At 72.0% G+C, this 24,889-nt stretch carries 24 protein-coding genes; 11 read left to right on the top strand and 13 right to left on the bottom strand.

All coding sequences use genetic code 11. From position 1 onward, the window contains the following. Positions 1-19: 19 nt before the first annotated feature. Complete coding sequence (locus ACNYC2_RS12535) at positions 20-2,422, bottom strand: ATP-binding cassette domain-containing protein (protein ID WP_419707343.1); 2,403 nt, start codon at positions 2,420-2,422, stop codon at positions 20-22. A 124-nt stretch (positions 2,423-2,546) separates the two neighbouring features. Between ACNYC2_RS12535 and ACNYC2_RS12530 the strand changes: the two genes are divergently transcribed. Then, the gene (locus tag ACNYC2_RS12530; RefSeq protein ID WP_419707342.1) at positions 2,547-3,470 is read left to right on the top strand and encodes a PhzF family phenazine biosynthesis protein; all 924 of its coding nucleotides are present in this window, start codon (positions 2,547-2,549) and stop codon (positions 3,468-3,470) included. A gap of 31 nt (positions 3,471-3,501) precedes the next feature. Here ACNYC2_RS12530 and ACNYC2_RS12525 read toward each other — a convergent pair whose 3' ends face one another. The 3 genes from ACNYC2_RS12525 to ACNYC2_RS12515 form a co-directional block, all read right to left on the bottom strand. Next, a complete protein-coding gene (locus ACNYC2_RS12525; protein WP_419707341.1) occupies positions 3,502-3,915 on the bottom strand; it encodes a VOC family protein in 414 nt (137 codons plus the stop codon). A gap of 20 nt (positions 3,916-3,935) precedes the next feature. Then, complete coding sequence (locus tag ACNYC2_RS12520; RefSeq protein ID WP_419707340.1) at positions 3,936-4,445, bottom strand: helix-turn-helix transcriptional regulator; 510 nt, start codon at positions 4,443-4,445, stop codon at positions 3,936-3,938. A gap of 90 nt (positions 4,446-4,535) precedes the next feature. Beyond that, complete coding sequence (locus ACNYC2_RS12515; RefSeq protein WP_419707339.1) at positions 4,536-4,907, bottom strand: hypothetical protein; 372 nt, start codon at positions 4,905-4,907, stop codon at positions 4,536-4,538. A gap of 251 nt (positions 4,908-5,158) precedes the next feature. Between ACNYC2_RS12515 and ACNYC2_RS12510 the strand changes: the two genes are divergently transcribed. Further along, positions 5,159-5,827: an AAA family ATPase gene (locus tag ACNYC2_RS12510; RefSeq protein WP_419707338.1), complete on the top strand. Its 669-nt coding sequence runs from the start codon at positions 5,159-5,161 to the stop codon at positions 5,825-5,827. A 27-nt stretch (positions 5,828-5,854) separates the two neighbouring features. Here ACNYC2_RS12510 and ACNYC2_RS12505 read toward each other — a convergent pair whose 3' ends face one another. From ACNYC2_RS12505 to ACNYC2_RS12495, 3 genes are all read right to left on the bottom strand, one after another. Then, positions 5,855-6,553, bottom strand: coding sequence for a GAF and ANTAR domain-containing protein (locus ACNYC2_RS12505; protein ID WP_419707337.1), 699 nt, complete (start codon positions 6,551-6,553; stop codon positions 5,855-5,857). Next, positions 6,550-7,371 (bottom strand): GAF and ANTAR domain-containing protein, encoded by an 822-nt coding sequence (locus ACNYC2_RS12500; protein WP_419707336.1) that lies wholly within the window; start codon positions 7,369-7,371, stop codon positions 6,550-6,552. The genes ACNYC2_RS12505 and ACNYC2_RS12500 overlap by 4 nt, the downstream gene beginning before the upstream one ends. A gap of 218 nt (positions 7,372-7,589) precedes the next feature. Then, complete coding sequence (locus ACNYC2_RS12495) at positions 7,590-8,612, bottom strand: LLM class flavin-dependent oxidoreductase (protein WP_419707335.1); 1,023 nt, start codon at positions 8,610-8,612, stop codon at positions 7,590-7,592. Between the two features lie 112 nt (positions 8,613-8,724). Here ACNYC2_RS12495 and ACNYC2_RS12490 point away from each other — a divergent pair, with 112 nt between their 5' ends. Continuing rightward, positions 8,725-8,904 carry a hypothetical protein gene (locus ACNYC2_RS12490; RefSeq protein WP_419707334.1) on the top strand — a complete coding sequence of 60 codons (180 nt, stop codon included), beginning with the start codon at positions 8,725-8,727 and terminating at the stop codon, positions 8,902-8,904. Between the two features lie 72 nt (positions 8,905-8,976). On the opposite strand, the gene ACNYC2_RS12485 is transcribed toward ACNYC2_RS12490, so the two are convergent. Continuing rightward, positions 8,977-10,353, bottom strand: a complete 1,377-nt coding sequence (locus ACNYC2_RS12485; protein ID WP_419707333.1) for an NAD-dependent malic enzyme — start codon at positions 10,351-10,353, stop codon at positions 8,977-8,979. A gap of 570 nt (positions 10,354-10,923) precedes the next feature. Between ACNYC2_RS12485 and ACNYC2_RS12480 the strand changes: the two genes are divergently transcribed. Beyond that, positions 10,924-11,424, top strand: coding sequence for a GNAT family N-acetyltransferase (locus ACNYC2_RS12480; protein ID WP_419707332.1), 501 nt, complete (start codon positions 10,924-10,926; stop codon positions 11,422-11,424). Here ACNYC2_RS12480 and ACNYC2_RS12475 read toward each other — a convergent pair. The 3 genes from ACNYC2_RS12475 to ACNYC2_RS12465 form a co-directional block, all read right to left on the bottom strand. Then, entirely contained in the window at positions 11,375-12,187 is an 813-nt protein-coding gene (locus ACNYC2_RS12475; RefSeq protein ID WP_419707331.1) for a tyrosine-protein phosphatase, read from the bottom strand. The two genes, ACNYC2_RS12480 and ACNYC2_RS12475, sit on opposite strands and share 50 nt — an antisense overlap. Positions 12,188-12,284: 97 nt before the next feature. Beyond that, positions 12,285-13,241: a ribonuclease Z gene (locus tag ACNYC2_RS12470; RefSeq protein ID WP_419707330.1), complete on the bottom strand. Its 957-nt coding sequence runs from the start codon at positions 13,239-13,241 to the stop codon at positions 12,285-12,287. Positions 13,242-13,321: 80 nt separating this feature from the next. After that, complete coding sequence (locus tag ACNYC2_RS12465) at positions 13,322-13,660, bottom strand: hypothetical protein (RefSeq protein WP_377131149.1); 339 nt, start codon at positions 13,658-13,660, stop codon at positions 13,322-13,324. Between the two features lie 205 nt (positions 13,661-13,865). Between ACNYC2_RS12465 and ACNYC2_RS12460 the strand changes: the two genes are divergently transcribed. Continuing rightward, positions 13,866-15,230, top strand: a complete 1,365-nt coding sequence (locus tag ACNYC2_RS12460) for a hypothetical protein (protein ID WP_419707329.1) — start codon at positions 13,866-13,868, stop codon at positions 15,228-15,230. Positions 15,231-15,246: 16 nt separating this feature from the next. On the opposite strand, the gene galE is transcribed toward ACNYC2_RS12460, so the two are convergent. Beyond that, the gene (galE, locus tag ACNYC2_RS12455) at positions 15,247-16,269 is read right to left on the bottom strand and encodes a UDP-glucose 4-epimerase GalE (RefSeq protein WP_419707328.1); all 1,023 of its coding nucleotides are present in this window, start codon (positions 16,267-16,269) and stop codon (positions 15,247-15,249) included. A gap of 78 nt (positions 16,270-16,347) precedes the next feature. On the opposite strand from galE, the gene ACNYC2_RS12450 reads away from it, so the two are divergent. Continuing rightward, a complete protein-coding gene (locus ACNYC2_RS12450) occupies positions 16,348-17,052 on the top strand; it encodes a LysE family translocator (protein ID WP_419707327.1) in 705 nt (234 codons plus the stop codon). Here the strand turns inward: ACNYC2_RS12450 and ACNYC2_RS12445 are convergent. Further along, positions 16,964-17,905 carry a redoxin domain-containing protein gene (locus ACNYC2_RS12445; protein WP_419707326.1) on the bottom strand — a complete coding sequence of 314 codons (942 nt, stop codon included), beginning with the start codon at positions 17,903-17,905 and terminating at the stop codon, positions 16,964-16,966. The two genes, ACNYC2_RS12450 and ACNYC2_RS12445, sit on opposite strands and share 89 nt — an antisense overlap. A gap of 117 nt (positions 17,906-18,022) precedes the next feature. On the opposite strand from ACNYC2_RS12445, the gene ACNYC2_RS12440 reads away from it, so the two are divergent. The 5 genes from ACNYC2_RS12440 (at position 18,023) to ACNYC2_RS12420 (ending at position 24,885) form a co-directional block, all read left to right on the top strand. Next, positions 18,023-19,282, top strand: coding sequence for an MFS transporter (locus ACNYC2_RS12440; protein ID WP_419707325.1), 1,260 nt, complete (start codon positions 18,023-18,025; stop codon positions 19,280-19,282). A gap of 31 nt (positions 19,283-19,313) precedes the next feature. Then, entirely contained in the window at positions 19,314-20,774 is a 1,461-nt protein-coding gene (locus ACNYC2_RS12435) for a tyrosine-type recombinase/integrase (RefSeq protein ID WP_419707324.1), read from the top strand. Positions 20,775-20,951: 177 nt separating this feature from the next. Continuing rightward, positions 20,952-21,368 carry a YciI family protein gene (locus ACNYC2_RS12430; protein ID WP_419707323.1) on the top strand — a complete coding sequence of 139 codons (417 nt, stop codon included), beginning with the start codon at positions 20,952-20,954 and terminating at the stop codon, positions 21,366-21,368. Between the two features lie 45 nt (positions 21,369-21,413). Beyond that, on the top strand, positions 21,414-22,571 hold the full coding sequence (locus ACNYC2_RS12425) for an RNA polymerase sigma factor (protein ID WP_419707823.1): 1,158 nt from the start codon (positions 21,414-21,416) through the stop codon (positions 22,569-22,571). Between the two features lie 148 nt (positions 22,572-22,719). Continuing rightward, positions 22,720-24,885 carry an MMPL family transporter gene (locus ACNYC2_RS12420; protein ID WP_419707322.1) on the top strand — a complete coding sequence of 722 codons (2,166 nt, stop codon included), beginning with the start codon at positions 22,720-22,722 and terminating at the stop codon, positions 24,883-24,885. The last annotated feature ends 4 nt before the right edge of the window (positions 24,886-24,889 follow it).

The raw sequence follows: 24,889 nt of genomic DNA, 5'->3' as shown, positions 1-24,889 counted from the left end.
CTACCTGTCAGAGCGCGGGCTACTCCCCCACGTACTGCGCCAGGTGCTCGCCGGTGAGCGTCGGCCGGCCCGCCCGCGCCTGCGCCACGAGCTCGGCCGGGGTGCCCTCGAAGACGATGCTGCCGCCGTCGTTCCCGGCGCCCGGACCGAGGTCGATGATCCAGTCGGCGTGCGCCATGACCGCCTGGTGGTGCTCGATCACGATGACCGACTTGCCCGACTCGACGAGGCGGTCCAGGAGGGCGAGCAGGTTCTCGACGTCCGCCAGGTGCAGACCCGTGGTGGGCTCGTCGAGCACGTAGACACCACCCTCGCGAGCCATCTCGACCGCCAGCTTGAGCCGCTGCCGCTCTCCCCCGGACAGCGTCGTCAGCGGCTGGCCGATACCCAGGTACCCGAGGCCGACGTCGGACAGCCGCTCCAGGATCTTGTGCGCGGCCGGGACCGGAGCGGGGCCGTCCTTGGCGAAGAACGCGGTGGCCTCGGCGACCGGCATCGCGAGCACCTCGCTGATGTCCTTGCCGCCGCCCTCGCCACCGCCGTCACCGCCGAGCGTGTAGACCAGCGCCGACGCGTCGAACCTCTTGCCGCCGCAGTCCTCGCACGTGGTGGCCACGGTGTCCATGAACCCGAGCTCGGTGTAGATCACGCCGGCGCCCTTGCAGGTGGGGCACGCACCCTCCGAGTTCGCGCTGAACAGCGCGGGCTTGACACCGTTGGCCTTGGCGAACGCCTTGCGGATCGGGTCCAGCAGGCCCGTGTACGTCGCGGGGTTGGACCGCCGCGAACCCCTGATGGCGCCCTGGTCGACCGTCACGACCCCCGCGTCGGCCGGGAGCGACCCGTGGATCAGCGAGCTCTTCCCGGACCCCGCGACCCCCGTGACGACGGTCAGCACGCCGAGCGGCACGTCGACGTCGACGTCGCGCAGGTTGTGCGTGCTCGCCCCGCGGATCTCCAGCTTCCCCGAGGCCGGGCGCACGGAGTCCTTCAGGCGCGAGCGGTACCCGAGGTGGCGGCCGGTGAGCGTGTCGCTCCCGCGCAGCTCCTCGACGGTGCCCTCGAACTGGATGGTCCCGCCCGCGGAACCTGCGCCCGGCCCCAGGTCGACCACGTGGTCGGCGATCGCTATCGCCTCGGGCTTGTGCTCGACGACGAGCACCGTGTTGCCCTTGTCCCGCAGCTCGACCAGCAGCCGGTTCATCCGCTGGATGTCGTGCGGGTGCAGCCCGATCGTCGGCTCGTCGAAGACGTAGGTGACGTCGGTCAGCGCCGAGCCGAGGTGCCGGATCAGCTTGGTGCGCTGCGCCTCGCCCCCGGACAGCGTCCCCGAGGGGCGGTCGAGCGAGAGGTAGCCCAGGCCGATCTCGGCGAACTTGTCGAGCTGGAGCTGCAGACCCGTCAGGAGCGGGCCCGTGGACGCGCCCTCGTCGGTGGCGGCGAGCTTGCGCACCCACGCGGCGAGGTCGCTAATCTGCATGGCGCACGCGTCGGCGATGTTGATGCCGTCGATCCTGGAGGACCGTGCCGCCTCCGCCAGCCGGGTGCCCTCGCACTCCGGGCAGGTCACGAACGTCACCGCCTGCTCCACCCACGCCCGGATGTGCGGCTGGAGCGAGTCGACGTCCTTGCTCAGCACCGACTTGCGGACCTTCGGGATCAGGCCCTCATAGGTGAGGTTGATGCCCTTGGCCTTGATCTTGGTGGGCTCCTTGTGCAGGAAGTCCGCGAGCTCCGTCTCGGTGTAGTCGCGGATCGCCTTGTCCGGGTCCACGAAGCCCGACTCGATGTACGTGGCGACCATCCAGCCGTCCGCGTTGTAGCCAGGGATCTTGATCGCACCCTCGTTCAGCGACTGCGAGTCGTCGAAGAACTTGGTCAGGTCCAGGTCGGAGACCTGCCCGCGGCCCTCGCACCGCGGGCACATGCCACCGTGGTAGACGGCGTTGCGCACTATCTGCTTCTCGCCCGTGGCCGACGTCATCACCCCGCTCGCCTTGCGCGCCGGGACGTTGAACGAGAACGCGATGGGCGGCCCCACCTGCGGCTGACCCAGCCGGCTGAACAGGATCCGCAGCAGCGCGTTGGTGTCCGTGACGGTGCCGAGCGTGGAGCGCGGGTTGGACCCGAGGCGCTCCTGGTCGACGACGATCGCCGTGGTCAGCCCGTCGAGCTGGTCCACCTCCGGGCGGTCCAGGGACGGCATGAAGCCCTGCACGAACGCGCTGTACGTCTCGTTGATCATGCGCTGCGACTCCGCGGCGATGGTCGCGAACACCAGCGAGCTCTTGCCCGACCCGGAGACGCCCGTGAAGACGGTGAGCCGCCGCTTCGGGATGTCGAGGCTGATGTCCTTGAGGTTGTTCTCCCGAGCGCCCTTGACGCGGATCAGGTCATGGCTGTCGGCGGGGTGGGTGTCCATGGCAGCCAGACTAGGCGGGGTGCCGCGAGCGCCGCTTCTCGATATCTGATCGGTTGTCGCCGAGCGGTCGTCCCTGATCGTGGTGTGTCCGAGCGGTCGTTTCCCGCACCCCTACAGTTGCGCTGTGAATGATGCGAGCAATGCCGCGAGCAAGGTGCCGTTCGTGCTGGTCGACGTCTTCGCCGGTCGGCCGCTGGCCGGAAACCCGGTGTCCGTGGTCCCGGACGCGGACGGCCTCCCCGTGGAGACGATGCGGGCCATCGCGCGGGAGTTCAACCAGTCGGAGACGACGTTCGTGCTCGGGGCCTCGGACGGGCGGGCGGACGTCCGGTTCCGTTCGTTCACGCCGACCGGCGAGGAGGTCGGCGGGGCCGGGCACAACATCGTGGGCGCGTGGATCTGGCTCGCGGGCGCGGGCCGGCTGCCTGTGGGGCAGGAGTCGTTCGTGCAGGAGATCGGCGACGACCTGCTCCGGGTACGGGTCACGCGGGCGGACGGTGTCGAGGTGACGATGACCCAGCTCGCGCCGGTCGCGGGCGGGGTGCTGCCCGCGGGCGCGCGAGGCGGGCTGGCGGGCGCGCTCGGGATCCGGTCGGCCGACCTCGCGGAGAGCTCGCCGCGAGTGATCTCGACCGGTGCCGGTCACCTGCTGACCGAGGTGCGGTCGCGGGCCGTGGTGGACCGGGTGTCGCCGGACTCCAAGCGGCTGGCCGACGCGCTGCGGGCGGTCGGCGCGGAGGGCTGCTACGTGTACACGCTCGAGGCCGGTGCGCAGGAGGACCGGGTGGCCCCGTACGCGCGGTTCTTCAACCCGATCATGGGTATCCCGGAGGATCCGGCGACCGGCACGGCGGCCGGGCCGCTGGCGGCGCGCCTGGTCGAGGAGGGCGTCCTCGCCCCGGGGGCGACCGTGGAGATCGAGCAGGGTACGGCGCTGGGCCGGCGGAGCCTGATCCGGGTACGCGCGCTGCCGGACGGCGTGGAGCTGACCGGCAGCGGCGTCGTCTCGGCGGAGGGCGTGCTGCACCTGTGGGCGGACCAGGTCTGACCCGGCCCGCCGGCGCGGTCCCGGACCGGAGTCAGAGCTGCTTGATGCGGACCGTGTTGCCCGCCGGGTCGCGGAACGCGCAGTCCCGGAAGCCGTAGGGCTGGTCGATGGGCTCCTGCATGACCTCGGCGCCGCTGGCCGCCACCCGTTCGAAGGTGCTGTCGAGGTCGCTGGCGCCCAGGATGACGGCGGCGTAGGTGCCCTTGGCCATCATCTCGGCCACGGTGCGCCGTTCGGTGTCGGTGACGCCGGGGTCGGCGGCGGGCGGGGTCAGGACGATGGACGGGCCGGACCCGCCGCCGGGACCCACGGTGATCCACCGCATGGCGCCCTGGCCGACGTCCAGGAGGACCTCGAAACCGAGCGCGTCACGGTAGAAGGCGAGCGAGGCCTCCGGGTCGGTGTGCGGGAGGAACGTCTGGTGGATGCTGATGTCTGTGCTCATGACAGTCACGCTAGAGCCGGTCAGGGGGTGCGCGCTTCTCGATTCCTGACCGGGTTCTTGGCCGGGTTCCTGATGGGCCTGGTGACCTGCTTCGCGATGCACGCCGGGAGGCCCGCCGTGTCGACCGACTCGGCCGCCAGCAGCGGGTCGTTGCGGTAGACGCTCGGCGGAACACCGACCAGCTCGGTGAAGCGGGTGCTGAAGGTCCCCAGCGAGGAGCAGCCGACGGCGAAGCAGACCTCGGTGACGCTGAGGTCCCCACGGCGCAGCAGCATCATGGCGCGCTCGATCCGCCGCGTCATGAGGTAGCTGTACGGCGACTCGCCGTAGGCGGCCTTGAACTGCCGCGACAGGTGGCCGGCCGACATGTGGACCCCGGCCGCGAGCGCCTCGACGTCCAGGGGCTGGGTGTACTCGCGGTCCATGCGGTCGCGCACCCGGCGCAGCAGGGTGAGGTCACGCAGGCGCTGGGCCTCGCGCTGGGCATCGGTGGCGTCGCCGGCGGAGGCATCGGGGGTGTTGCTGTTCACGGTGCGATGTTGCCACGGCACGGCGGTTCGCGACGGCGGACGGGCGCGGTCCTCCCCTGGTCAGTCCTGCCCTGGTCAGTCCTCCTCCGGTCAGTCCTCGCTGATGAAGTCGTCGGTGAGGATCAGCTCGGAGCCGTCGTGCCCGTGCACCACCAGGTGGTCGGGCTCGAAGGTCACCTCTATCTCCTCGGCGGTGTGGTGCTCGAGGTCGGTGAACGGGCTGGCGACGTAGCTGATGCGCGGGCCGAGCTCGGGGTCCTTGTGCGTGACCCACAGGACGCCGCCGGGCGAGCCGTCGTCGCGCAGCTGGACGCACAGCGGCCCTGCCGCCTGGTCCGGCTCCGGGTCGCACACCTCGTGCACGAGCCGGGGCCGGAGGTGGTCGGCCACCGCCGACCACGTACCGACGCCGACCACGGCGATCGCCGCACCGGACAGGACACCCAGGAGGAAGCGTTTCACGCGGCCGACCCTAGCGGCCGGAGGATCGCCGGGACCCGGGATATGTGTTCCCACCAGCCAGGATCCGTCGTCGGAACCGGGAACAAACGTGCCGGTTTCATCCGTTCTAGTCACTGGAATGAGCATCTGTAGGACGACCTGACTCGCTCCGGTCCGCGCGCCGGGTCCAGCACCCTCACAGGGTGTACCCGGTGTTTCCGGATCGGCTCGCGCGATGCTGCTCACCCGGCCCCCTACGAGTGGAGGACCATGTGACGACACCCGCTGTACTGCCCCGCCTGCGCCCCGTACCCGGCCCCGGCGAGACCCCGGGCCCGCTGATGATCGTCGTGGGAGGCGTGCCGGGAGCCGGCAAGAGCACCCTGCTGGCGAGGGTCGCCGACGACGCGCCCCGCACCGTCGTCCTCGACCCCGACCGCTACCGGCGGGCGATCGCCCGGCGGCTGCCGTCCTTCGTCCCCTACGTCGCCTACCGCTGGGCGGTGCACACGCTGCACGCCGTCGAGACGATGGCCCGTCTCGCGCGCGGCCCGCGCTCCGCCGCCCCGCTCCTGGTGCACGACACTGCCACCCGGGCCCGCCGCCGCGAGACCCTCGGCCTCCTGGCGCGGCTGCGCGGCTGGGACCCCGTGCTGGTGGCGGTGGACGTCTCCCTGGCCGAGGCGCTCGACGGCCAGCTCGATCGCGGCCGCGTGGTGCAGCCCGAGGAGTTCGTGCGGCACTGGGAGCGGTGGACGGCGCAGCGCTCGGCGCTCGCAGCGGCTGACGGCGGCCCGCGCGGCCCGTGGTCCGGCGTGTACCTGATGGCACGCTGCGACGCGTACCGGCGGGTCCGTGAGATGGCCAGGGCGCGGTCGCTGGTGCTCGCGGCCGCACGGCCCGGCACGGCCGGCGTCGTCGACCAGCCGTGCGCCGCGTAGCCGCCTAGGCGGCCCGCGCCGGCCCGATCAGCGCCGGTAGGCGGCCTGGACCACGTTCCGGGCCGCCACCGACAGGGCGTCGCCGTCCTGCGTCGCCCGGTCCACCAGCGCTGTGTACGCGGTCTCCATGTCGACGTCGAGCTGGTGGGCCAGCACGCCCTTCGCCTGCTCGACGACCACGCGTCCCTCCAGCGCGCGGGCGAGGCGGTCGGCGACGGCGCCCTGCTCGAGGCGTTCGGGCTGGACCAGGACGAGCGCCGCCATGTCCGCGAAGGACCGGGCGGTCGCCGCCTGCTCCTCGTCGTTGGCGCCGCTGCGGTGACTGAACAGGTTGAGGCCGCCCAGCACGCCGTCGCGCCAGCGCAGCGGGTAGGCGTGGACGGCGCCGAAGCCGGCCTGGACGATCGCGGGACCCACGGCCGGCCACCGGGCTCGCAGCGCGTCGGCCCCGACCTCCTCGACCGTCTCGCCGGTGCTCAGCAGGTCCACGCACGGACCCTCGTCGACCTGCGCCTGGTAGAGCTCGAGCTCGACGGCCGCGTGGGACGTGGCGCTCAGCAGCTCCAGCGCGCCGCCCGGTGTGCGCACGAGGAGCCCCGCCGCGTCGGAACCCGTGAACCGGGCGCTGTCCCGCACTATGCGATACAGCAGGTCCGTCACGTCGTGGTCGCCCAGCAGCGCGGACGTGGTCAGTGCCAGCGTGTCGGCGGGAGTGCGGGGGTTCATGGCTCCTCGGTTCGTGGTTGCTGGTTCGAGACGATGCCGTCGGAGGCCGTGCCGTCATCGGAGTCCTCGTCGTAGGAGAAGGACAGCTTGCGTGCCAGGACGTCGGCGACCACCGACTCCAGCGTGGACGCCCGGCCGAAGGCGTGCGCGCGCAGGACGGCCAGGGCGTCGGCGGGCGATATCCCGAGCTGGGCGACGACGATCCCGGTCGCCTGGTGCATGCGCGCTCGTTCCGGCCAGGTCGGCTGGGAGCTGACGTCCGCGGTGTCGGGGTCGCCGAGCAGGGCGGCGCCCGCCGCGTCGGCGAGGAACTCCGCCTCCTCCAGCGTCCTGGCCAGCTCTCCGTTCCTGAGGTAGAGCGTCAGGACGCCGACGACGCGGCCGCTCGGCCGCATGGGTACGGCGTACACCGTCACCGGTCCGTCGATGTCGGCCGCCATGGTGGCGAAGACGGGGTAGGCCGCGTCGTCGTCCTCGTCAGTACGGCTCTGCAGGTGACCCTGGTGCGTCCTGGACCCGGAGCGCCCCTCGTGGCCGTCGAGATGGGCGACGACGGTGCGGCCCTCGGCGAACGCGAGCGCCGCCGGACCCTCGCCGAGCACCATCTGGAGGTCTTCGAGCTGCGTGAACGCGGGCTCCGCGGTGTGGACGGTCAGCCGTTCGGTCGCCGAGGTGAGGGTCAGGATGCCGGCGTCGGCCCCGAGGATCTCGGTGCACGCGTCGCAGAGCCGGGCCGCCAGTGGCCCCGCTGGTTCGCCGGCGCTCTGCCCCCGCGCCAGCGTGCGCGCGAGCAGCGCCAGGATCTCGGCACTGTCCATGACCGTCGTCCTCCCCCCTGCCCGCAAGTCTGGCATCGTCTGCCCAGCTCGCAGCCTGACTCGCCGCTCGCACGCGAACTCGGGCACGGCGTGCGTCGTCACGTGCCGCGGGGACTTCGAGGTGACCATGCGCTCTGCCTCCGTCCGGCATGCACGCCGTAGACCATCCTCACGCTACACGCCGCTCCCCGACCTCCTCAGCCCCTCCGGGCCGGGCCTCACCGCCAGCCGAGGCCCGGGGCGACGTGCCGCAGGATGTTCTCGATGACGTGCGCGTTGTAGTCGACGCCGAGCTGGTTGGGCACGGTCAGCAGGAGCGTGTCGGCGGCCTGGACCGCCTCGTCCTCGCGCAGGTCCTCCACGAGCTGGTCGGGCTCGCCCGCGTACGTCTTGCCGAACCGCGCGGGGCCGGTGTCGAGGTGGCCGACCTGGTCCTCGCTGTAGACCTCCATGCCGAAGTACTGCCGGTCGCGCTGGTCGGTGATCGGGAAGATGCTGCGGCTGACCGACACCCGCGGCTCGAAGTCGTGCCCGGCCTCGGTCCAGGCGTCGCGGAACCGCTGGATCTGCTCGGCCTGGAGCCGGTGGAACGGCACGCCGGTGTCCTCGGTGAGCAGCGTGGAGGACATGAGGTTCATGCCCTGCGCCGCCGTCCACTCCGCGGTGGCCCGGGAGCCGGCGCCCCACCAGATACGCCGGCGCAGCCCCTCGGAGTGCGGCTCGACCCGCAGCAGGCCCGGCGGGTTGGGGAACATCGGCCGCGGGCTCGGCTCGGCGAACCCCTCGCCGTCGAGCACCTGAAGGAACCGGGCCGTGTGCTCCCGGGCCAGGTCGGCGCCACCTGCGTCCTTCGGCGCGGGCTCGTACCCGAAGTGCCGGTAGCCCTCGACGACCTGCTCGGGTGACCCGCGGCTGATGCCGAGCTGGAGCCTTCCGCCGGAGATCAGGTCCGCCGCACCGGCGTCCTCCGCCATGTACAGCGGGTTCTCGTAGCGCATGTCGATGACGCCGGTGCCGATCTCGATGCGGCTGGTGCGCGCACCGATCGCCGCGAGCAGCGGGAACGGCGAGGCGAGCTGGCGTGCGAAGTGGTGCACGCGGAAGTAGGCGCCGTCGGCGCCCAGCTCCTCGGCGGCCACAGCCAGGTCGATCGACTGCAGCAGCGCGTCCGACGCCGAGCGTGTGCCCGACTGCTGGTGCGGCGTCCAGTGACCGAAGGACAGGAACCCGATGTTCTTCACGCTGAGCTCAACTCCGTTCGTGGGGGTGGTCCGTCCCGTCACCGCGGGAACGTTCCCGAACCGTTATCGGCATGCGGGCATCGTTTCGTGCCTGCCGAGCGTCTCTATCTGTGTGAGCAACAGTGTGAACAACAACTTCTCGTACCGCACCGACGAGCGTCGCACCCAGCCGGACCCCGTCCGCTGGTGGATTCCCCTCGTCGCCTCCACGGGCGCCCTGCTCGTGCTCGTTCTCGGCACCGCCGCGATGGTCAGCACCGTCGTGAACTCAGCCATCAGCAACATGGGCTGAGCTGCGCGCTCGTCAGACATGGATCGGCCCGGACGTCGCTGACGTCCGGGCCGATCTGTGTTCAGGCCATGGTCAGGCCTGCTTGCGCACCGCGTCCGCCACGGCCTCGGCCACCCGGTGGTCGAAGACGCCCGGGACGATGTACGCGCTGTTCAGCTCGTCCGGCGCGACGACCTCGGCGATCGCCACCGCGGACACCCGCAGCAGCTCCGTCGTGATGTTCTTCGCGCCCGTGTCCAGCAGGCCACGGAACAGCCCGGGGAACGCGAGCACGTTGTTGATCTGGTTCGGGTAGTCGCTGCGCCCGGTCGCCACCACCGCAGCGGTCTCGGACGCCTCCAGCGGGTCGACCTCCGGCGTCGGGTTCGCCAGGGCGAACACCACGGCGCGTTCCGCCATCTGCGCGATGTCCGCCCCCGACAGGATCCCGGCAGCCGAGACGCCGATGAACACGTCCGCGCCCTTCAGCCCCTCCTGCAGCGTGCCCGCGAACCCGTCGACGTTCGTGTTGTCCACGATCCAGCGCCGGTGCGGGTCCTGCGTCACGACGCCGGGGTGCAGGGCGCCGTCCCGGCCGAACGCCACGATGTGCCGCGCACCCTGCGCCTTGAGCAGCCGGATGATCGCGTTGCCCGCCGCGCCGACGCCGGACACGACGATCCGCACGTCCTGAAGCTTCTTGTCGACCACCTTGAGCGCGTTGATCATGGCCGCGAGCACCACGATCGCCGTCCCGTGCTGGTCGTCGTGGAAGACGGGGATGTCGAGCTCCTCGCGCAGCCGCGCCTCGATCTCGAAGCAGCGCGGCGCCGCGATGTCCTCCAGGTTCACGCCCCCGTACACCGGCGCGATGGCCTTGACGATCCGCACGATCTCGTCGGTGTCGGTCGTGTCCAGGCACACCGGCCACGCGTCCACCCCGCCGAACTCCTTGAACAGGGCCGCCTTGCCCTCCATGACCGGCAGCGCGGCGGCCGGGCCGATGTCACCCAGGCCCAGCACCGCCGTGCCGTCCGTGACCACGGCCACCGTGTTCCGCTTGATCGTCAGCCGGCGGGCGTCCTCGGGGTTCTCCGCGATGGCCAGGCACACCCGGGCCACACCCGGCGTGTACGCCCGCGACAGGTCCCGGCGCGTCTTGAGCGGCACCTTGTTCGTGACCTCGATCTTGCCGCCCAGGTGCATCAGGAACGTCGAGTCGCTCGACTTGAGCACCTCCGCACCCTCTATCGCGTTCACGGCCGCCACGACCCGCTCACCGTGCTCCGCGTCGATCGTGTCGCACGTGACGTCCACGACCAGGCCGTGCGACGTCGAGTGCGCGATGTCCACGCCCATGACCGCGCCCCCGGCGTCGGCTACCGCCGCTACCACCGAGCTCGTGGCACGCTGCGACGCTGCCACCTCCACGCGCAGGGTGATCGTGTAGCTCGGGCTGGGCAACGACATCGTGGTTCTCCTCGGTGATCCGGTGCTACCGGGCGCGGCACTGCGCACGAGGAGATTCCTACCGCCACGAGGTGACGTGCGCCACACGGGCCCGCCATGCGGACGAGCTTCTGCCGCGGCACCGGTGCTCTCGCGCCAGCAGGTGACGGGCATCGTCGCGGTCCAGCAGGAAGTGCTCGGAAATGCCGAACGGCCCAACCAGTGAAACTGGAGGGGCCGCGGCCTTGCTCTAACCGGGAGACCTGCCCCGGCTCTCGCCACCAAGCCTAGTGTCCTGCGCCTGAAGTCACGCGGTAACCCCGAGGGCTCTGGATTGGCTCTGCTTCAGTAGGCGCCAGCGTGCCAGAACCCCGTGAGTTGTGGTCGTCTGGATCCTCCTGAACGGGACTCAGTTCGAGCTCGTGGGGGGCCGGTGCGGACTGGGTGCAACTGACCGATCTCGCGGCACCACAACGTGCACCGGCGAACTTCAGACGCAGGACACTAGACCACTCGAGGCCTGCCTCGCCGGGCGAACCAAGAGTGACCTCGCCGTTTCAGGCGGCGAGCGCGATCGCGCACACTACTGCCGTGAAGATCTCACTCGACTCCCCCGCCCGCGACGACGTCCGCCGGCTCCTCGACGAGCACCTCACCGACATGTTCGCCACCTCCCCCGCCGAGAGCGTGCACGCCCTCGACCACTCGGCGCTGCTCGCTCCGACGATCACCTTCTGGACCGCACGTGACGACGACGGCACCCTGCTCGGCTGCGGTGCGCTGAGCGAGCTCCGGCCCGGTACCGAGGCGTGCGAGGGCGAGATCAAGTCCATGCGCACCGCCGGCCAGGCCCGCGGCCGCGGCGTGGCCTCGGAGCTGCTGACCGAGGTACTGGCCGAGGCCCGCCGGCGCGAGTACGCCCGGGTCAGCCTGGAGACCGGGACGCAGGACTACTTCGTCGCCGCACGCAGGCTGTACGCCCGGCACGGATTCACCGAGTGCGGCCCGTTCGGGAGCTACACCCTCGACCCGCACAGCGTCTTCATGACCCTCGAGCTGCCCGCGCCGCAGCCCCGGACAGCGGCTCCGTAGCCCGCAGCCGGTCCCGCAGGGCAGCGATCTGCGCCTCGTCCAGCCCGGCGTACCGCAGGTAGGCGACCGGGTCCAGCTCCGCCAGCCAGCCCAGGAGCGCCGCGCGGCGCTCGCGGACGCGTACGTCGAGCTGCTGCGCGGTCCAGGTCTTCCCCGGGTGCTGGACCCAGGCGCCCTGCTCCTCGTCGTAGGTGACGCCGCCACCGCGGTGGGTGGTGCCGCGGAACGCCTGCACGTAGTCCTCGGCGATCGCCTCGTGCTCGACGCCCGTCAGGGACAGCAGCATCGCGGTGATCATCCCGGTCCGGTCGCGGCCGGCCGCGCAGTGCACCAGCGCGGGGCCCGTCGCGTCGGCGAGCGCCCGGAAGACGCCGCCGACCAGGTGCGGGTACATCGCGATGTTGGGCGCGTAGGAGCGCGGGTGGTCGAGCCACGGCCCGCAGGTCTCCAGGAAGTGGGGGTCGCCGGGGTCCTCGGTGGGGGTGCTGCGGGTGACGAGCCCGCTCGGCCGTGCGGAGCCGGGCATGCGGTCGCGGGCCTGCTTGATCTCGGCGGGGTTGCGCAGGTCGACGACGGTGGTCAGGCCCGCCTCGAGCGCTTCGGCCCAGCCCGTGGGGGTGATCGGTTCGGGTGCGCCGGAGCGCCAGACGCGGCCGGGCGCGGTGGTGCCGCCGTCCTCCAGCGGAAGGCCGCCCAGGTCGTGGAGGTTGACGGCGCCGTCCCAGGCTCCGGGGTTCGACCGGGGGTTCACCGGAATGCTCATGGGCGGCATCGTGGTTCGGGTCCAGGGGCAGGTCAACGGGGAGAACTGCCCCTGGACGCGGGCCGGCCCGCAAGGGGTGGCCGTCAGGCGGCCAGGCTCACAGCCTCCGGGGCACCGGGACGCGGTCCAGGTCGGCCGCGACGGTGAGCTCGCCGTCGAACACCGTGCGCGCCTCCTTCTCGAACTCCTCCGGGTCGGTGTACCGCTGCGAGAAGTGGGTGAGCACCAGGCTCCGTACGCCGCACTGCGCCGCGACGGTCGCCGCCTGCAGGGCCGTCAGGTGCCCGTGGTCGCGGGCGAGGTCCCGGTCGCGGTCCAGGAACGTCGACTCGATGACGAGGAGGTCGACGCCGTCGGCGAGGCTCCACACCGCCTCGCACAGCCGGGTGTCCATCACGAACGCGAACGACTGCCCCGGTCGCGGGTCGCTGACGTCCTCGACCCGGACGGTCCCGTGCGCGGTGTGCAGCTCACCCTCCTGGGCCAGCCGACCGACGTCGGGCCCGCTGATCCCCGCGGCGGCGAGCCGGTCGGGGTCCATCCGGCGGCCGTCCGGCTCGACGAGCCGGTACCCGTAGGCCTCCAGGGAGTGGTCGAGGCGGGCTGCCCGCAGGACCGCGGGCCCGTGCACCTCCCCCGGCACGCGCGGCACGACGCCGTCGTGCGACAGGCCTTGCAGCGCGAGGTGCTCCTGGTGGTAGTACGCGGTGGAGTCGCACAGCGCCTCGACCCAGCGCCTGCCGGACGCCGGGAACGTGACGGGCACGGTGTGCGGCACGCCGTCGAGGCTGATGCGCTGCACGACCCCGGCCAGGCCGAGGCTGTGGTCGCCGTGCAGGTGGGTGATCGCTATCCGCGTCAGGGCGGTCGCGGAGACGCCCGCGTGCAGCATCTGGCGCTGGGTGCCCTCACCAGGATCGAACAGGATCACCTCGTCGTCCCAGAACAGCGCGTAGCCGTTGTGGTTGCGGGTCCTGGTGGGCACCTGGCTCGCCGTGCCGAGAGCGACGAGCTCGCGGCTGGCGAGCCGGTGGTTAGCGGGTCGCTGGAACACGTTCGCATTCTGTCCCGAAGACACCGGAACCGGCACGAGAAAACTGCATGACGGAGGTGTTGGCACGCATTTTCAAAAGATCACCCACATCCGGGAAGCAGATTCACCGGGTCGCAGCCATACTTCGCCTGAGCCAGTACGAGGACGGCCCAGCCGAATCCGAGCAACATGGCTCCGCCAACAAGGATGTTGAGGACCGGATAGTTCCCGTCCTGCAGGACAGGAGCCAGCGCCAGGGCGGCCCCTGCAAGGAGGCAACCGAGTGTCACAATGGTGATTGGGCTGGTCAGAGCGTCGGAACCGGTCGGTGCGGACCAGCCGAACCGACCCCCGAAGAGCGTCAGAGCAACGTACGGAAGAGCGAAACCGAGCGCGGCGATCGCGCGCCAGTCCATGATCGAGAGCTTCGACAACACCATGACCTCCCCTTTTGACCCACCCCAGACGGTGGCCAAACACCCACCACAAGTGTTAATAATCAGGGGGCGGTCCGCTATCTTTGGTAGTGATTTTCACAAAATCCGACATATTCGTACGATCTCCACTTTCAGGACTCCCGCGCTGATGGCACCCTGTGGCGCGTCGTAGCGCCACTGGCGGCACGGCTGTCGAGAAAGGACGCGCATGGCGAGGGACGAACGCGTAGGCAAGCCCGCCTACGCAGCGGTGTCGACTCGGATCACCGGCATCCGGGTGGCTCGGGCGCGCTTGCGGGAGATCGCCGTCGTGCGGGTCGACGAGCGAGGTGCGGTCGTCGACGAGTGGTCGGCGGTCCTGCACCCGGACGGGGCGTGGATCGCGCTCGCCGACGTCGCCGCCACCCTGCGCGAGCGCCTCTCGCAGATGGCGATCATCACCCACAACGGCCGGCTCGGCATCGAGGTGCTGCGGGCCGAGCTGTCCCACCTGGGCTGGCAGCTGCCCGCGTTCGCGCAGCTCACGACGGTGGACGCGAGCTACCACTACCTGCCGGGCCTGGTGCACCGGCGGCTCTCGGACTGCTGCACCGCCGCAGGGGTCCCGTTCGACGGCGGCGGCGTCCCGCCGAACACGAGCCCCGTGAACGAGGCCCGCGCCACCGCGGGGCTGCTGAGCCGGTTCCTGCAGAGCGGGAACGGGACGTCCGACCTGCCGGAGCTGCTGCAGGTCACGCTGCGGGCCTGGGTGTACCCCTGGCCGGCGGCGCCCAGCCGGGCGGCCGAGCCGCCCCGCCCGTGGCCTGGCCGCCGGGGCCCCGGCATCCTCACGACCCTGGGGGGACAGCCGCTGGCCGACGCGATCTCCGCCGTCGCCGACGTGCACACCCACGGGTACCTGGCGCTCGTCGCGGAGCTGCTGCAGGACGGGCGCCTCACGCCGGAGACGTCCGCGGGGCTCGCCGACGCGGAGCCGCTCTACCGGCTCACGCCCGAGGCCGCCGCCGACATCCGCAGGAAGTTCTTCGACGCGCTGGTGCGCCAGGCGATCGCCGCCGACCGGTACCACCTGGAGGCCCGGCAGGAGCTGTGGCGGGTCGCGGACACGATCGGCTGCCCCCGGGACGCGGTGATCGAGCCGATCGTCGAGGCCACCCCCGTCGAGTTCCCCAAGCTGGACGACGACACGGGGGCCAAGAAGCCCACCAACGGACGCAGCGTGGCGACGCCGGCCCAGATGCGGGCCTGGGCCATAGCCAACGGGTTCGACGTCGAGGGCTACATCCGGCTCCCCTGGTCGATCGTGCGGGCCTTCGAGGAGGCACACGCGGAGCCGGTGGACCGGACCGCGCGTCCGGCGTCGTCGCACGACCTGCCGACGAACGAGCGGCCCACGCTCGACCAGTCGATGCTCGACCGGGTGGCCCGCGAGCGCCCGATCCTGCGATCGGGCGCGCTGCCGAACCCGCATCCTGCTCCCCGGCTGGGCCGGGCGCAGGACCTCGACGGCGAGGTACCCCAGCTCGAGTTCGACCGGCTGGAGACCCCGCCCATCGGCAACCCGGTGGTCTGACGCCGGGCCCGCCCGGTCAGGCGTCCGGGAAACCCTTCGGGTTCTTGGACTGCCAGCGCCAGGTGTCGGCGCACATGTCGTCGATCGTCCTGGTCGCGTGCCAGCCGAGCTCGGTGTTCGCGCGGGTCGGGTCCGCCCAGAACGCGGGCAGGTCACCGGCCCGGCGCGGGCCGATCTCGTAGGGCAGCTCACGGCCGACGGCCCGCTCGAACGCCTTGAGCAGCTCCAGGACCGACGTCCCCGTACCGGTGCCGAGGTTGAACGCGCGCGCCGGCTCCTTCATGTCGTCCAGGTGCTCGAGCGCCGCCACGTGCCCGGCCGCGAGGTCGGTGACGTGCAGGTAGTCACGCTCGGCCGTGCCGTCGGCCGTCGGGTAGTCGTTGCCGAACACCGTCAGCTTGTCCCGGCGCCCCACGGCGACCTGCGCGATGAACGGCATCAGGTTGTTCGGGATGCCCTGCGGGTCCTCGCCGATGTCGCCGCTCTCGTGCGCGCCGACCGGGTTGAAGTACCGCAGGAGCGCCACCTTCCAGCCCTCGGAGATCTGCGCGATGTCCGACAGGACCCGCTCGATCATGACCTTGGTCTGCCCGTACGGAGACGAGGACGACAGGTACTCGTAGTCCTCCCGGTACGGCACCGGGGCCTTCTCGCCGTACACCGTGGCCGACGACGAGAACACCAGCTTCCGCACGCCGTACTTCGTCATGGCCGCGGCCAGGGCGAACGTGGAGTCCAGGTTGTTGCGGTAGTACTCGAGCGGCTTCGTCATCGACTCCCCCACCGCCTTGTACCCGGCGAAGTGGATGACGGCGTCGATCTGCTCGTGCGCGAACAGCGCCTCGGTCTTGTCGATGTCGGTCAGGTTGAACGCGTGGACCGGGATCGCACGGCCCGCGAGCGCCTCCAGGCGACCCTGCACGGTGGGCTTGGAGTTGGAGAAGTCGTCGACGACCACGACGTCATGACCGGCGGCTACCAGGGCGAGGACGGTGTGTGAGCCGATGTAGCCGGCTCCACCCGAGACGAGAACGCGCATGTTCCCAAACTACCGGCTGGCCGGGCCTTCCCGGTTCGGGCCTTCCCGGTTCGGGCAGGCATGGGTAGCCTCCGGCCCGTGACGGTGCTCGAGGCGATGCTCCTGTTCGCGCTGGTCGCGATCCCGCTGACGGTCATGCCTGGCCTGGACAGCGCGCTCGTGCTGCGCACCGCCGTCGTGAGCGGCCGCAGGCACGCCTACGCGACGGCGCTCGGCATCAACGCGGGCGTCCTGGTCTGGGGAGTGGCCGCCGCGGTGGGAGCGACGGCGGTGCTCGCCGCCTCCGCGACCGCGTACCGCGCGCTCACCCTCGCGGGAGCCGGCTACCTCCTCCTGCTCGGCGGGCAGATGCTGTGGTCCAGCTTCCGCCCGGGCCGCTACGACGCGCTGCCCGCTGTCGCCCTCCGGGGTGAGGCGCCGGGCGGCGCGGACATCCCTGGTGACGACCAGGGCGGGCCACGGTCCGCCTGGCGGTCGTTCGCGGTGGGCGCCACGACGAACCTGCTCAATCCGAAGGTCGGCGTCTTCTACCTCGCGACCATCCCCCAGTTCCTGCCCGACGACGTGCCGCACCTGCTCATGGGTCTGCTGCTCGCGGTCGAGCACGACGTCCTCGGGTTCGTGTGGCTGGCCCTGCTGATCAACGCTGCCGCCCTGGCGCAGCGCTGGCTGTCCGGGCGTGCGATCGCGCGGGTCACCGACCGGGTGACGGGGGTGGTGCTGCTTGCGTTCGGCGGACGGCTCGGGTGGAACGTCCTGACCGGCCAGGCTCGTGTGATCTGACGGCGGCGAGCATCTCCTCCACGGATCCGGCGGGATCCGTCACGGGCGCCTGGACGTCGCGCACCGTGCCGTCGGGTGCGATCAGCAGCGTGGTCCGTTTGAGCCGGTCGGCGCCGCCGGCCCGGAACACCGGCAGGCGCAGGGCGGACGCGGCCAGGCCGTCCTGGTCCGAGGCCAGCAGGTAGGGCAGCTGAGCGTGCGCGGCGAAGGCGGCCAGCTGGTCGGGCCGCTGCGTGGAGACCCCGAGCACGCGCGCGCCGGCGTCGGCGAGGGCTGCGCTGCGCGCGGCGTAGGTGCGGCACTCGAGCGTGCAGCCCCGGGTGCCGGGGATGTCGCCCCAGCCGTCGGGGTAGCCGTTCGTCTCGGGGGCGTAGGCGCCGGGGAAGAAGAACAGGACGGTCCACCGGTCGGCGTCGGCGAGGGTGACCGTGCTGCCGTCGTGGGCCGTCAGTGCGACGTCCGGCACGCGTGTGCCCAGGAGGCCGTGCACGCGGCCGGACTCGGCGTCGCTCACCGCGCCCGAGACGGCGCCGTCGCCCATCACGAAGCGTGTCCCCCACTCCTGGAGCGCGACGAGGACCGGGAGAAGGCCCTCGCCGCGCCGGGTGAGCCGGTAGTCGAACCGGGGCGGGTGCTCGGAGTACTGCAGCCGCTCCAGGACCCCGTCCTCGACCAGCCGGCCCAACCGCTCGGTCAGGGCGCGCCTGCTGAGCCCGAGCTCGTGCGTGAACGCCTCGAAGCGTGAGACGCCGGCGGCCGCCTCGCGCACGATCAGCAGGCTCTGCCAGTCGCCCACGACGCCGAGCGACTGCGCGATGCCGCAGTCGGCGTCGGCCAGGTCCTCCTTGCGCATGCGGCCATCCTCTCGTACGCCGGCGCTCCGCCGCGTTGCTCTCTTGCCCCGTCGTCTGCCACTCTACCGCCAGTCAGTTCCAATTTGGAACTGACTACCCTCACGTGGAGGTACACCATGACGACGACGGCCCCGACCGCCACCCGCAGCTTCTGGACCTACTGGGCGGCCACGACCACCAGCAACATGGGTTCGGCGGTCACGGCGATCGCCCTGCCCCTGACCGCCGTGCTCGTGCTCGACGCCGGACCGTTCGAGACCGGGCTCCTGGCCGCGGCGTCCTACCTGGCCTGGATCGTCATCGGGCTGCCGGCCGGCGCCATCGTGCAGCGCTGGCCGCTGCGCGCCACCCAGGTCGTCACCGACCTCGTGCGGGCCGCCGCGATCCTGTCCGTCCCCCTGACGTGGTGGGCCGGACACCTCACCCTGGCGCAGCTGTTCCTGGTGGCGCTGACGCTGAACTTCGCCGAGGTGCTCTTCTTCAGCGCCAACACGACGTTCATCACCTCCGTGGTGCCCCGCGACCAGCTCACCGGCCGCAACTCCCTGATGTCCGGGACCCACGCCGTGACCGAGCTCGGCGGTCCGTCACTCGGCGGGCTGGTGGTCCAGCTCGCGGGCGCCGTGCCCGCGCTGCTGCTCGACGCGGTGTCCTACGTCGTCTCCGCCGTCCTGCTGCGCACCCTGCCCGAACGACACCAGCCGGGCGCGGACGACCCCACCCCCGTGCACCGCAGGATCGCCGAGGGCTGGCGGTTCGTCACCGCACACCCCGTCATGGCGCCGTGCACCTGGTGGGCGTGCGTGGTCAACACCGTCTGCGGCGCCCAGCACGCCCTGTTCGCCATCTACCTCGTCCGCGAGCTGCACGCACCGGCGGCCGTCGTCGGGCTGCTGCTGGCGACCGGCGGGCTGGGCGCGCTGCTCGCTGCCGGCGCCACACCCTGGCTCGTGCGGCGGTTCGGGTCGGCCCGCGTCGTGCTGCTCGTGGGGTTCTTCGGGTTCGCGGGGGCGCTGCTCCTGCCCGCGGGCACGGGTCACTGGGGCTGGGCGTGGTTCGCCGTCGGCAACGTCCTCTTCGCGGCCAGCGTGGTCCCCGGGAGCGTGGTCACCCGGACCTACCGGCAGGTCGCGAGCCCGCCCGAGCTCCTGTCCCGCGTCATGGGCACCGTGCGGTTCGTGTCCTGGGGCTGCATCCCCCTGGGCGGCCTGCTGGCCGGCGCGGTGGCCGAGGCCGCAGGAGCTCGCACCGTGCTCCTGGGCTCCGCCTTCGTGCTGCTCGCCGCCCCCGCCATCCTCGCGGCCAGCCCCGTGCGGCGGCTGCGGAATCTCGAGGACCACAACCTGGTGGACCACACGACAGCGCGGCAGCCGTGACCGCACCCGACGCCGCCACTACGCTGCCCACGTGGCCTACACCGAGCAGCGCACCGACTCCGAGGGCCGCACCGGCCACGTCGGCCGCTACCGCGTCGACGGGCGCCTGCGCAGCACCCGCCGCTTCGCCGCCAAGCGCGAGGCGCTCGCGGAGGCGAGGCGTCAGGAGGAGGCGGGCAAGCACGGCGAGTGGGTGGACCCGGGCGCCGGCCGGGTCACCGTCGCCGAGTGGTTCGCGATCTGGCAGGAGTCCCGCGTCGACCGTGCGCCCCGGACCATCGAGGCCGAGCGCGAGCGCTTCCGGTCCCTGGTCGCGCCCACGTTCGGTGACCGGCCGCTGCGGCAGGTCATGCACGAGGACGTCGCCCGCTGGGCCGCGACGATGACGTCGCCCACCACCGGCGAGACCGCCTCGCCGGCCCGGCGCCGGGACGCGGCCCGCCTGCTCGTGGCCCTGCTCGACGCCGCCGTCGACGCGCGGCGCCTGCGCACCAACCCCGCACGGACGCCGTCCGGCAAGGTGCCCGCCCTGCCGCGAGCGCCGAAGACCAAGCCGCATCGCTACCTCTCGCACGAGCAGCTGCGCCGCGTGGCGGACGCCACCAGGACGCCGCAGGCCCGCACCCTCGTGCTGCTGACGGCGCTGACCGGTCTGCGCTGGGGCGAGGTCAGCGCGCTCACGGTGGCCGACGTCGACCCGCTGCGCCGCCGCGTGCGCGTCAGCAAGGCCTACACCCGCCTCGACGACGGCACGCTCCTGCTCGGCGACACCAAGACCCACGCCCGGCGCGAGGTCCCGCTGCCCGCGATCCTCGTCGCCGACGTCGCCGCGCAGGCCGCGGGCCGGACTCCCGCCGACCTGCTGTTCACCGGGACCCGGGGCGGCCCCCTGCGCCGGGAGAGCTTCGACCGGTCGGCGTTCCGGCCCGCCGTCCTCGCGGCCGGCCGTGCGGTCCGCACGCTGCGCGAGGCCCTCGGCCTGCGCCCCTCCGGCCTGTACGACGACGGTGTGGTCGCCGCGGTCCGCCGGCTCCAGTCCGAGGCCGGGCTCGACCCGACCGGCGTCTGCGACCCGGCGACCTGGTCGGTGGTGGCCGACGCCGACCGGACGCGCCGGGAGGGGACCCGCGGCGAGAAGGTGAGCCGCACCAGGCTGCTCACCGCGCTGTCGGGCACGACGGTGGGGCCGGGCGCCGAGGACTTCGACACCCTCACCCTGCACGACCTGCGCCACACCGCCGCGTCCCTCGCCATCTCGGGCGGGGCGACGGTCAAGGCGGTGCAGCGCATGCTCGGGCACGAGTCGCCGGTGCTGACCCTGTCCACCTACGCGGGCCTGTTCGAGGACGACCTCGACGCGCTGGGCGACACGATGAGCGCGGCGTTCCAGGCGACGTCGTTCGAAGCCTCTGGACCATCCACGTCCACGGACTCGGACACACCCGCGAACGTCACCGCGATCGGCTCCGCGCGGGCCTGGGCGACGGGCTGACCCTGCCCTGCCCTGCCCTGCCCTGCCCTGCCCCGAAGAGAACTTGCCGCACAAGTTCTCGCGAATCCGGGATCCTGATGTCGAGAACGTGCGACCGGCTCCGTCCCAGGGGCGAGGGCGCGCACCGCGCCCACGACGGAAGGGCCCAGCGACGGGCCCCCGACCAGGGAGAACACCATGGCGAAGTACCTGCTGCTCAAGCACTACCGGCACAACGGCCCCGCGCCCGTCCCCGGCACCGAGGTCATGATGGACCAGTGGACGCCCGAGGAGATCACCGCGCACATCGACTACATGAGCCGGTTCGCCGAGAAGCTGACCGAGCGCGGTGAGTTCGTCAGCGAGGGCGCGCTCCTGCCGGAGGGCACGTTCGTCCGGTACGACGGCGAAGGCCGGCCCCCGGTGACCGACGGGCCGTTCGCGGAGACCAAGGACCTGATCGCGGGCTTCATGATCATCGACGTCGAGTCCCAGGAGCGGGCCTACGAGGCGGCGGCCGAGCTCTCCGCGGCACCTGGCCAGGGCGGGCGCCCGATCCACGAGTGGCTCGAGGTGCGGCCGTTCTTCGCCGAGCTGCAGGCATCCGCCGAGTAGGTCGGGACCAGGAGCGTGCACGAGGACCGGGTGGACGACGGCCAGATGGACGAGCTGATGCGGACGCTGGCGCCGCAGGTCCTGGGCGTCCTCGTCCGTCGCGGAGCAGACTTCGCGACGGCCGAGGACGCGGTGCAGGAGGCCCTGATCGCGGCGGTGCGCCACTGGCCCGAAAGCCTCCCGGACGAGCCGAAGGCCTGGCTCCTGCGCGTCGCCGGCCGCAAGCTGATCGACGCCCAGCGCGCCGAGGCGGCCCGACGACGGCGGGAGGAACGTGTGCACGACGAGCCCGCGCCCGGCCCTACCGAGCAGTCGGACGACACGCTGCTCCTGCTGAGCCGGTGCTGCCATCCGGCGCTCAGCCCGGCGTCGGCCATCGCGCTGACGCTGCGCGCCGTCGGCGGGCTCACCACCGCGCAGATCGCCCGCGCGTTCCTCGTGCCCGAGGCCACCATGGCGCAGCGCATCTCCCGGGCCAAGCGCACCATCACCGGTGAACGGTTCGACACCCCTGGCGACGTCCGGGCCGTGCTGCACGTGCTGTACCTGATCTTCAACGAGGGCTTCACCGGCGAGATCTCGCTCGCTGACGAGGCGATCCGGCTGACACGCCAGCTCGTTACGGCCGTCTCCCGGGACGCCGGAGACGTCGCGGACCCCGAGGTCCACGGCCTGCTCGCCCTGATGCTCCTGCACCACGCCCGGCGGGCCGCCCGGTACAACTCCTCGGGCGAGCTCATCCCCCTCGACCAGCAGGACCGGTCGCTGTGGGACACGGCGATGATCGCCGAGGGCGTCGACGTCCTGCAGGCGGCCCTGGCCGCCGACCGGCTCGGGCCGTACCAGGCACAGGCCGCGATCGCTGCGCTGCACGACGACGCGCCCACCGCCGAGGAGACCGACTGGACACAGATCCTCGAGTGGTACGACGAGCTCACCCGGCTCGCGGACAGCCCGGTCGTCGCCCTGAACCGGGCGGTCGCCGTCGGCCAGGTCGACGGCCCACGTGCAGGACTGGCCGTCCTGGCCGACGTCGACCCGAAGCTCGCGCGCTGGGACGCGGTAGCCGCCCACCTGTACGAGCGCGCGGACGACGCCGCCCGGGCGATCCGGCACTACACGATCGCCGCCGACAAGGCGACGAGCCTGTTCGAGCGGACCCACCTCATGAAGCAGGCGGCGCGGCTGCGCACCGGCGGATGACCTGTCTCCCCCCGTCCGGGGGAAGACCCGACCTGCACCACGGGGGCAGGCCCCCGGCGCGCCGTGGGTGTGCACCAGTGCGGACGACACCCCCTGACCAGCGACGCTGCTCGGGTCAGGATCATCGTCCAACCTGGAAGGACCCGTCATGTCGAACGGGACACAGTCAGTCACGGTGCGCGTGGCCCGGTGGTGCGCCACCCATCCCTGGCGCGCGGTGGTCGGGTGGCTGCTCCTCGTGGTGCTCTGCCTCGGCGCGGGCACCGCCGTCGGCACCAATTCGGGGACCATCGAGGACTTCTGGGTCGGCGAGGCCGGGCGCGCGGAATCCATGGCCGACTCCAGCGGGCTCACGCCCGCACCCACCGAACAGGTACTCATCACGGCCGACGGCGGCGACCAGCTCGACGAGGCAGCCGCGACGAGCGCCGCCGACGACGTGCGACGCCGCATGGCGGCCCTCCCCGCCGTCGCCTCCGTGGCAGAACCCGCCTGGTCCGCCGACCGGACCGCACTGCTCGTCGACATCACCCTCCGCGGGGACAACGAGACAGCGGAGGACGACGTCGCGACCCTCCTCGAACAGACCGCGGCCGCCCAGGCGGCGCACACCGACGTGACCGTCGAGCAGACCGGCAGCGCATCGATGTCCAACGAGGTCGACGAGTCGCTGGGCCAGAACCTGCTGCGCACCGAGGCGATCAGCCTCCCGGTGACCTTCGTGATCCTCCTGGTCGTGTTCGGCACCGTGCTCGCCGCCGGCATCCCGATCCTCCTCGCCCTCACCGCCTTCACGGGAGCAGTCGGGCTCTACAGCCTGGCGTCCTGGGTGTTCCCCGACGCGGGCGGCGCGGCGATGAGCGTGATCTTCCTGCTGGGCATGGCCGTCGGCGTCGACTACTCGCTGTTCTACCTCAAGCGGATCCGCGAGGAACGCACGCACCCGGACCACTCCGCCACAGGCCACCTCGACCGCACGGCAGCCATCGAGGCAGCGGCGGCCACGTCCGGCCGCGCCGTCCTCGGGTCCGGTATCGCCGTCGTGCTCGCACTCGGCGGGCTCTACCTCGCCGACGACGTCATCTTCTCCTCCGTCGCCACCGGAGCGATCCTGGTGACGGCGCTCGCGGTGGTCGGCTCCCTGACAGTGCTGCCCGCGCTGCTCGCCCTGCTGGGCGACCGGATCGACCGCGGGTTTCGTGAGCGGCGTCGTGCCGGCTCCGGTGCGGGCCGCGGCGAGAACGCGGTGTGGACCGCGGCGCTCCGTCCGGTGGTGCGCCGTCCTCTCGTCACGCTCCTGGTCGGTGTCGCCGTCACGGGCGCACTGGCGGCGCCCGCGCTGACCATGCGGCTGGGCACCGAGGGTGCGGAGACGTTCCCCGACACCCTGCCGTCGGTGGCCGCCTACGACCGGCTGACCGGTGCGTTCCCGTCCCAGGGGCCCGCACACCTCGTGCTCGCCCGCGGGGACGACCCCGCCGCACCGCTGCAGAGCCTCGCCGACCGGACGAGGGGCGACGCGCTCTTCGCGCAGGACCCGACACCCGAGGTAGTGGCCGCCGACGACGGCAGGACGGCGCTGCTGCGGCTCCCGGTCCCGTTCGGCGAGAACTCCGCCGAGGCACAGCGCTCGCTGGAACACCTGCGCACGGAACTGATCCCCGAAGCGGTGGGGGCCGGTACGCAGATCGCGGTCTCGGGCGATGTCGCCCGTGGTGCCGACTACGCAGCCCACCAGGCGGAGCGGCTGCCCTGGGTGATCGGGTTCGTGTCCCTGACCACGCTCGTCATCATGTTCGTCGTGTTCCGCTCCGTGCCCCTGGCGCTGCTGGGGGTGGTGCTCAACCTGGCCGCGGTGCTCGTGTCCTGGGGTGTGCTGACCCTGGTCTTCCAGGGCACCTGGGCGGAGAGCCTGCTCGGGTTCGAGTCGGTGGGCTTCGTCGGTTCGCGCACCCCGCTGATGGTCGTCGCGATCCTGGTGGGACTGTCCACGGACTACCAGATCTTCGTCGTCAGCCGGATCCGGGAGGCCGCACGTCGCGGAGTGCCCACCCAGCAGGCGGTGGTGGAGGGCATCGCCGGGTCCGCGAGCGTGGTGACGAGCGCCGCCGTCATCATGGTGTCGATCTTCGGCAGCTTCCTGTTCTTCGACCGGATCGAGATGAAGCAGATGGCCGTGGGGCTCACCGTCGCCGTCCTCTTCGACGCGATAGTGCTGCGCGCGCTCGTCCTGCCGTCCGTGATCACGCTGCTCGGCGAGCGCACGTGGTGGCCGGCCAGGATGCGGCCGAGCAGTGCGCCGGTCCGGCGCTGAGGAC

Origin of the sequence: Promicromonospora sp. NFX87 (assembly GCF_048564965.1) — a bacterium.
Classification (GTDB): domain Bacteria; phylum Actinomycetota; class Actinomycetes; order Actinomycetales; family Cellulomonadaceae; genus Promicromonospora.
Note: the sequence above shows the minus strand (reverse complement) of the source record. Positions and strands in the feature narration are given on the sequence as shown.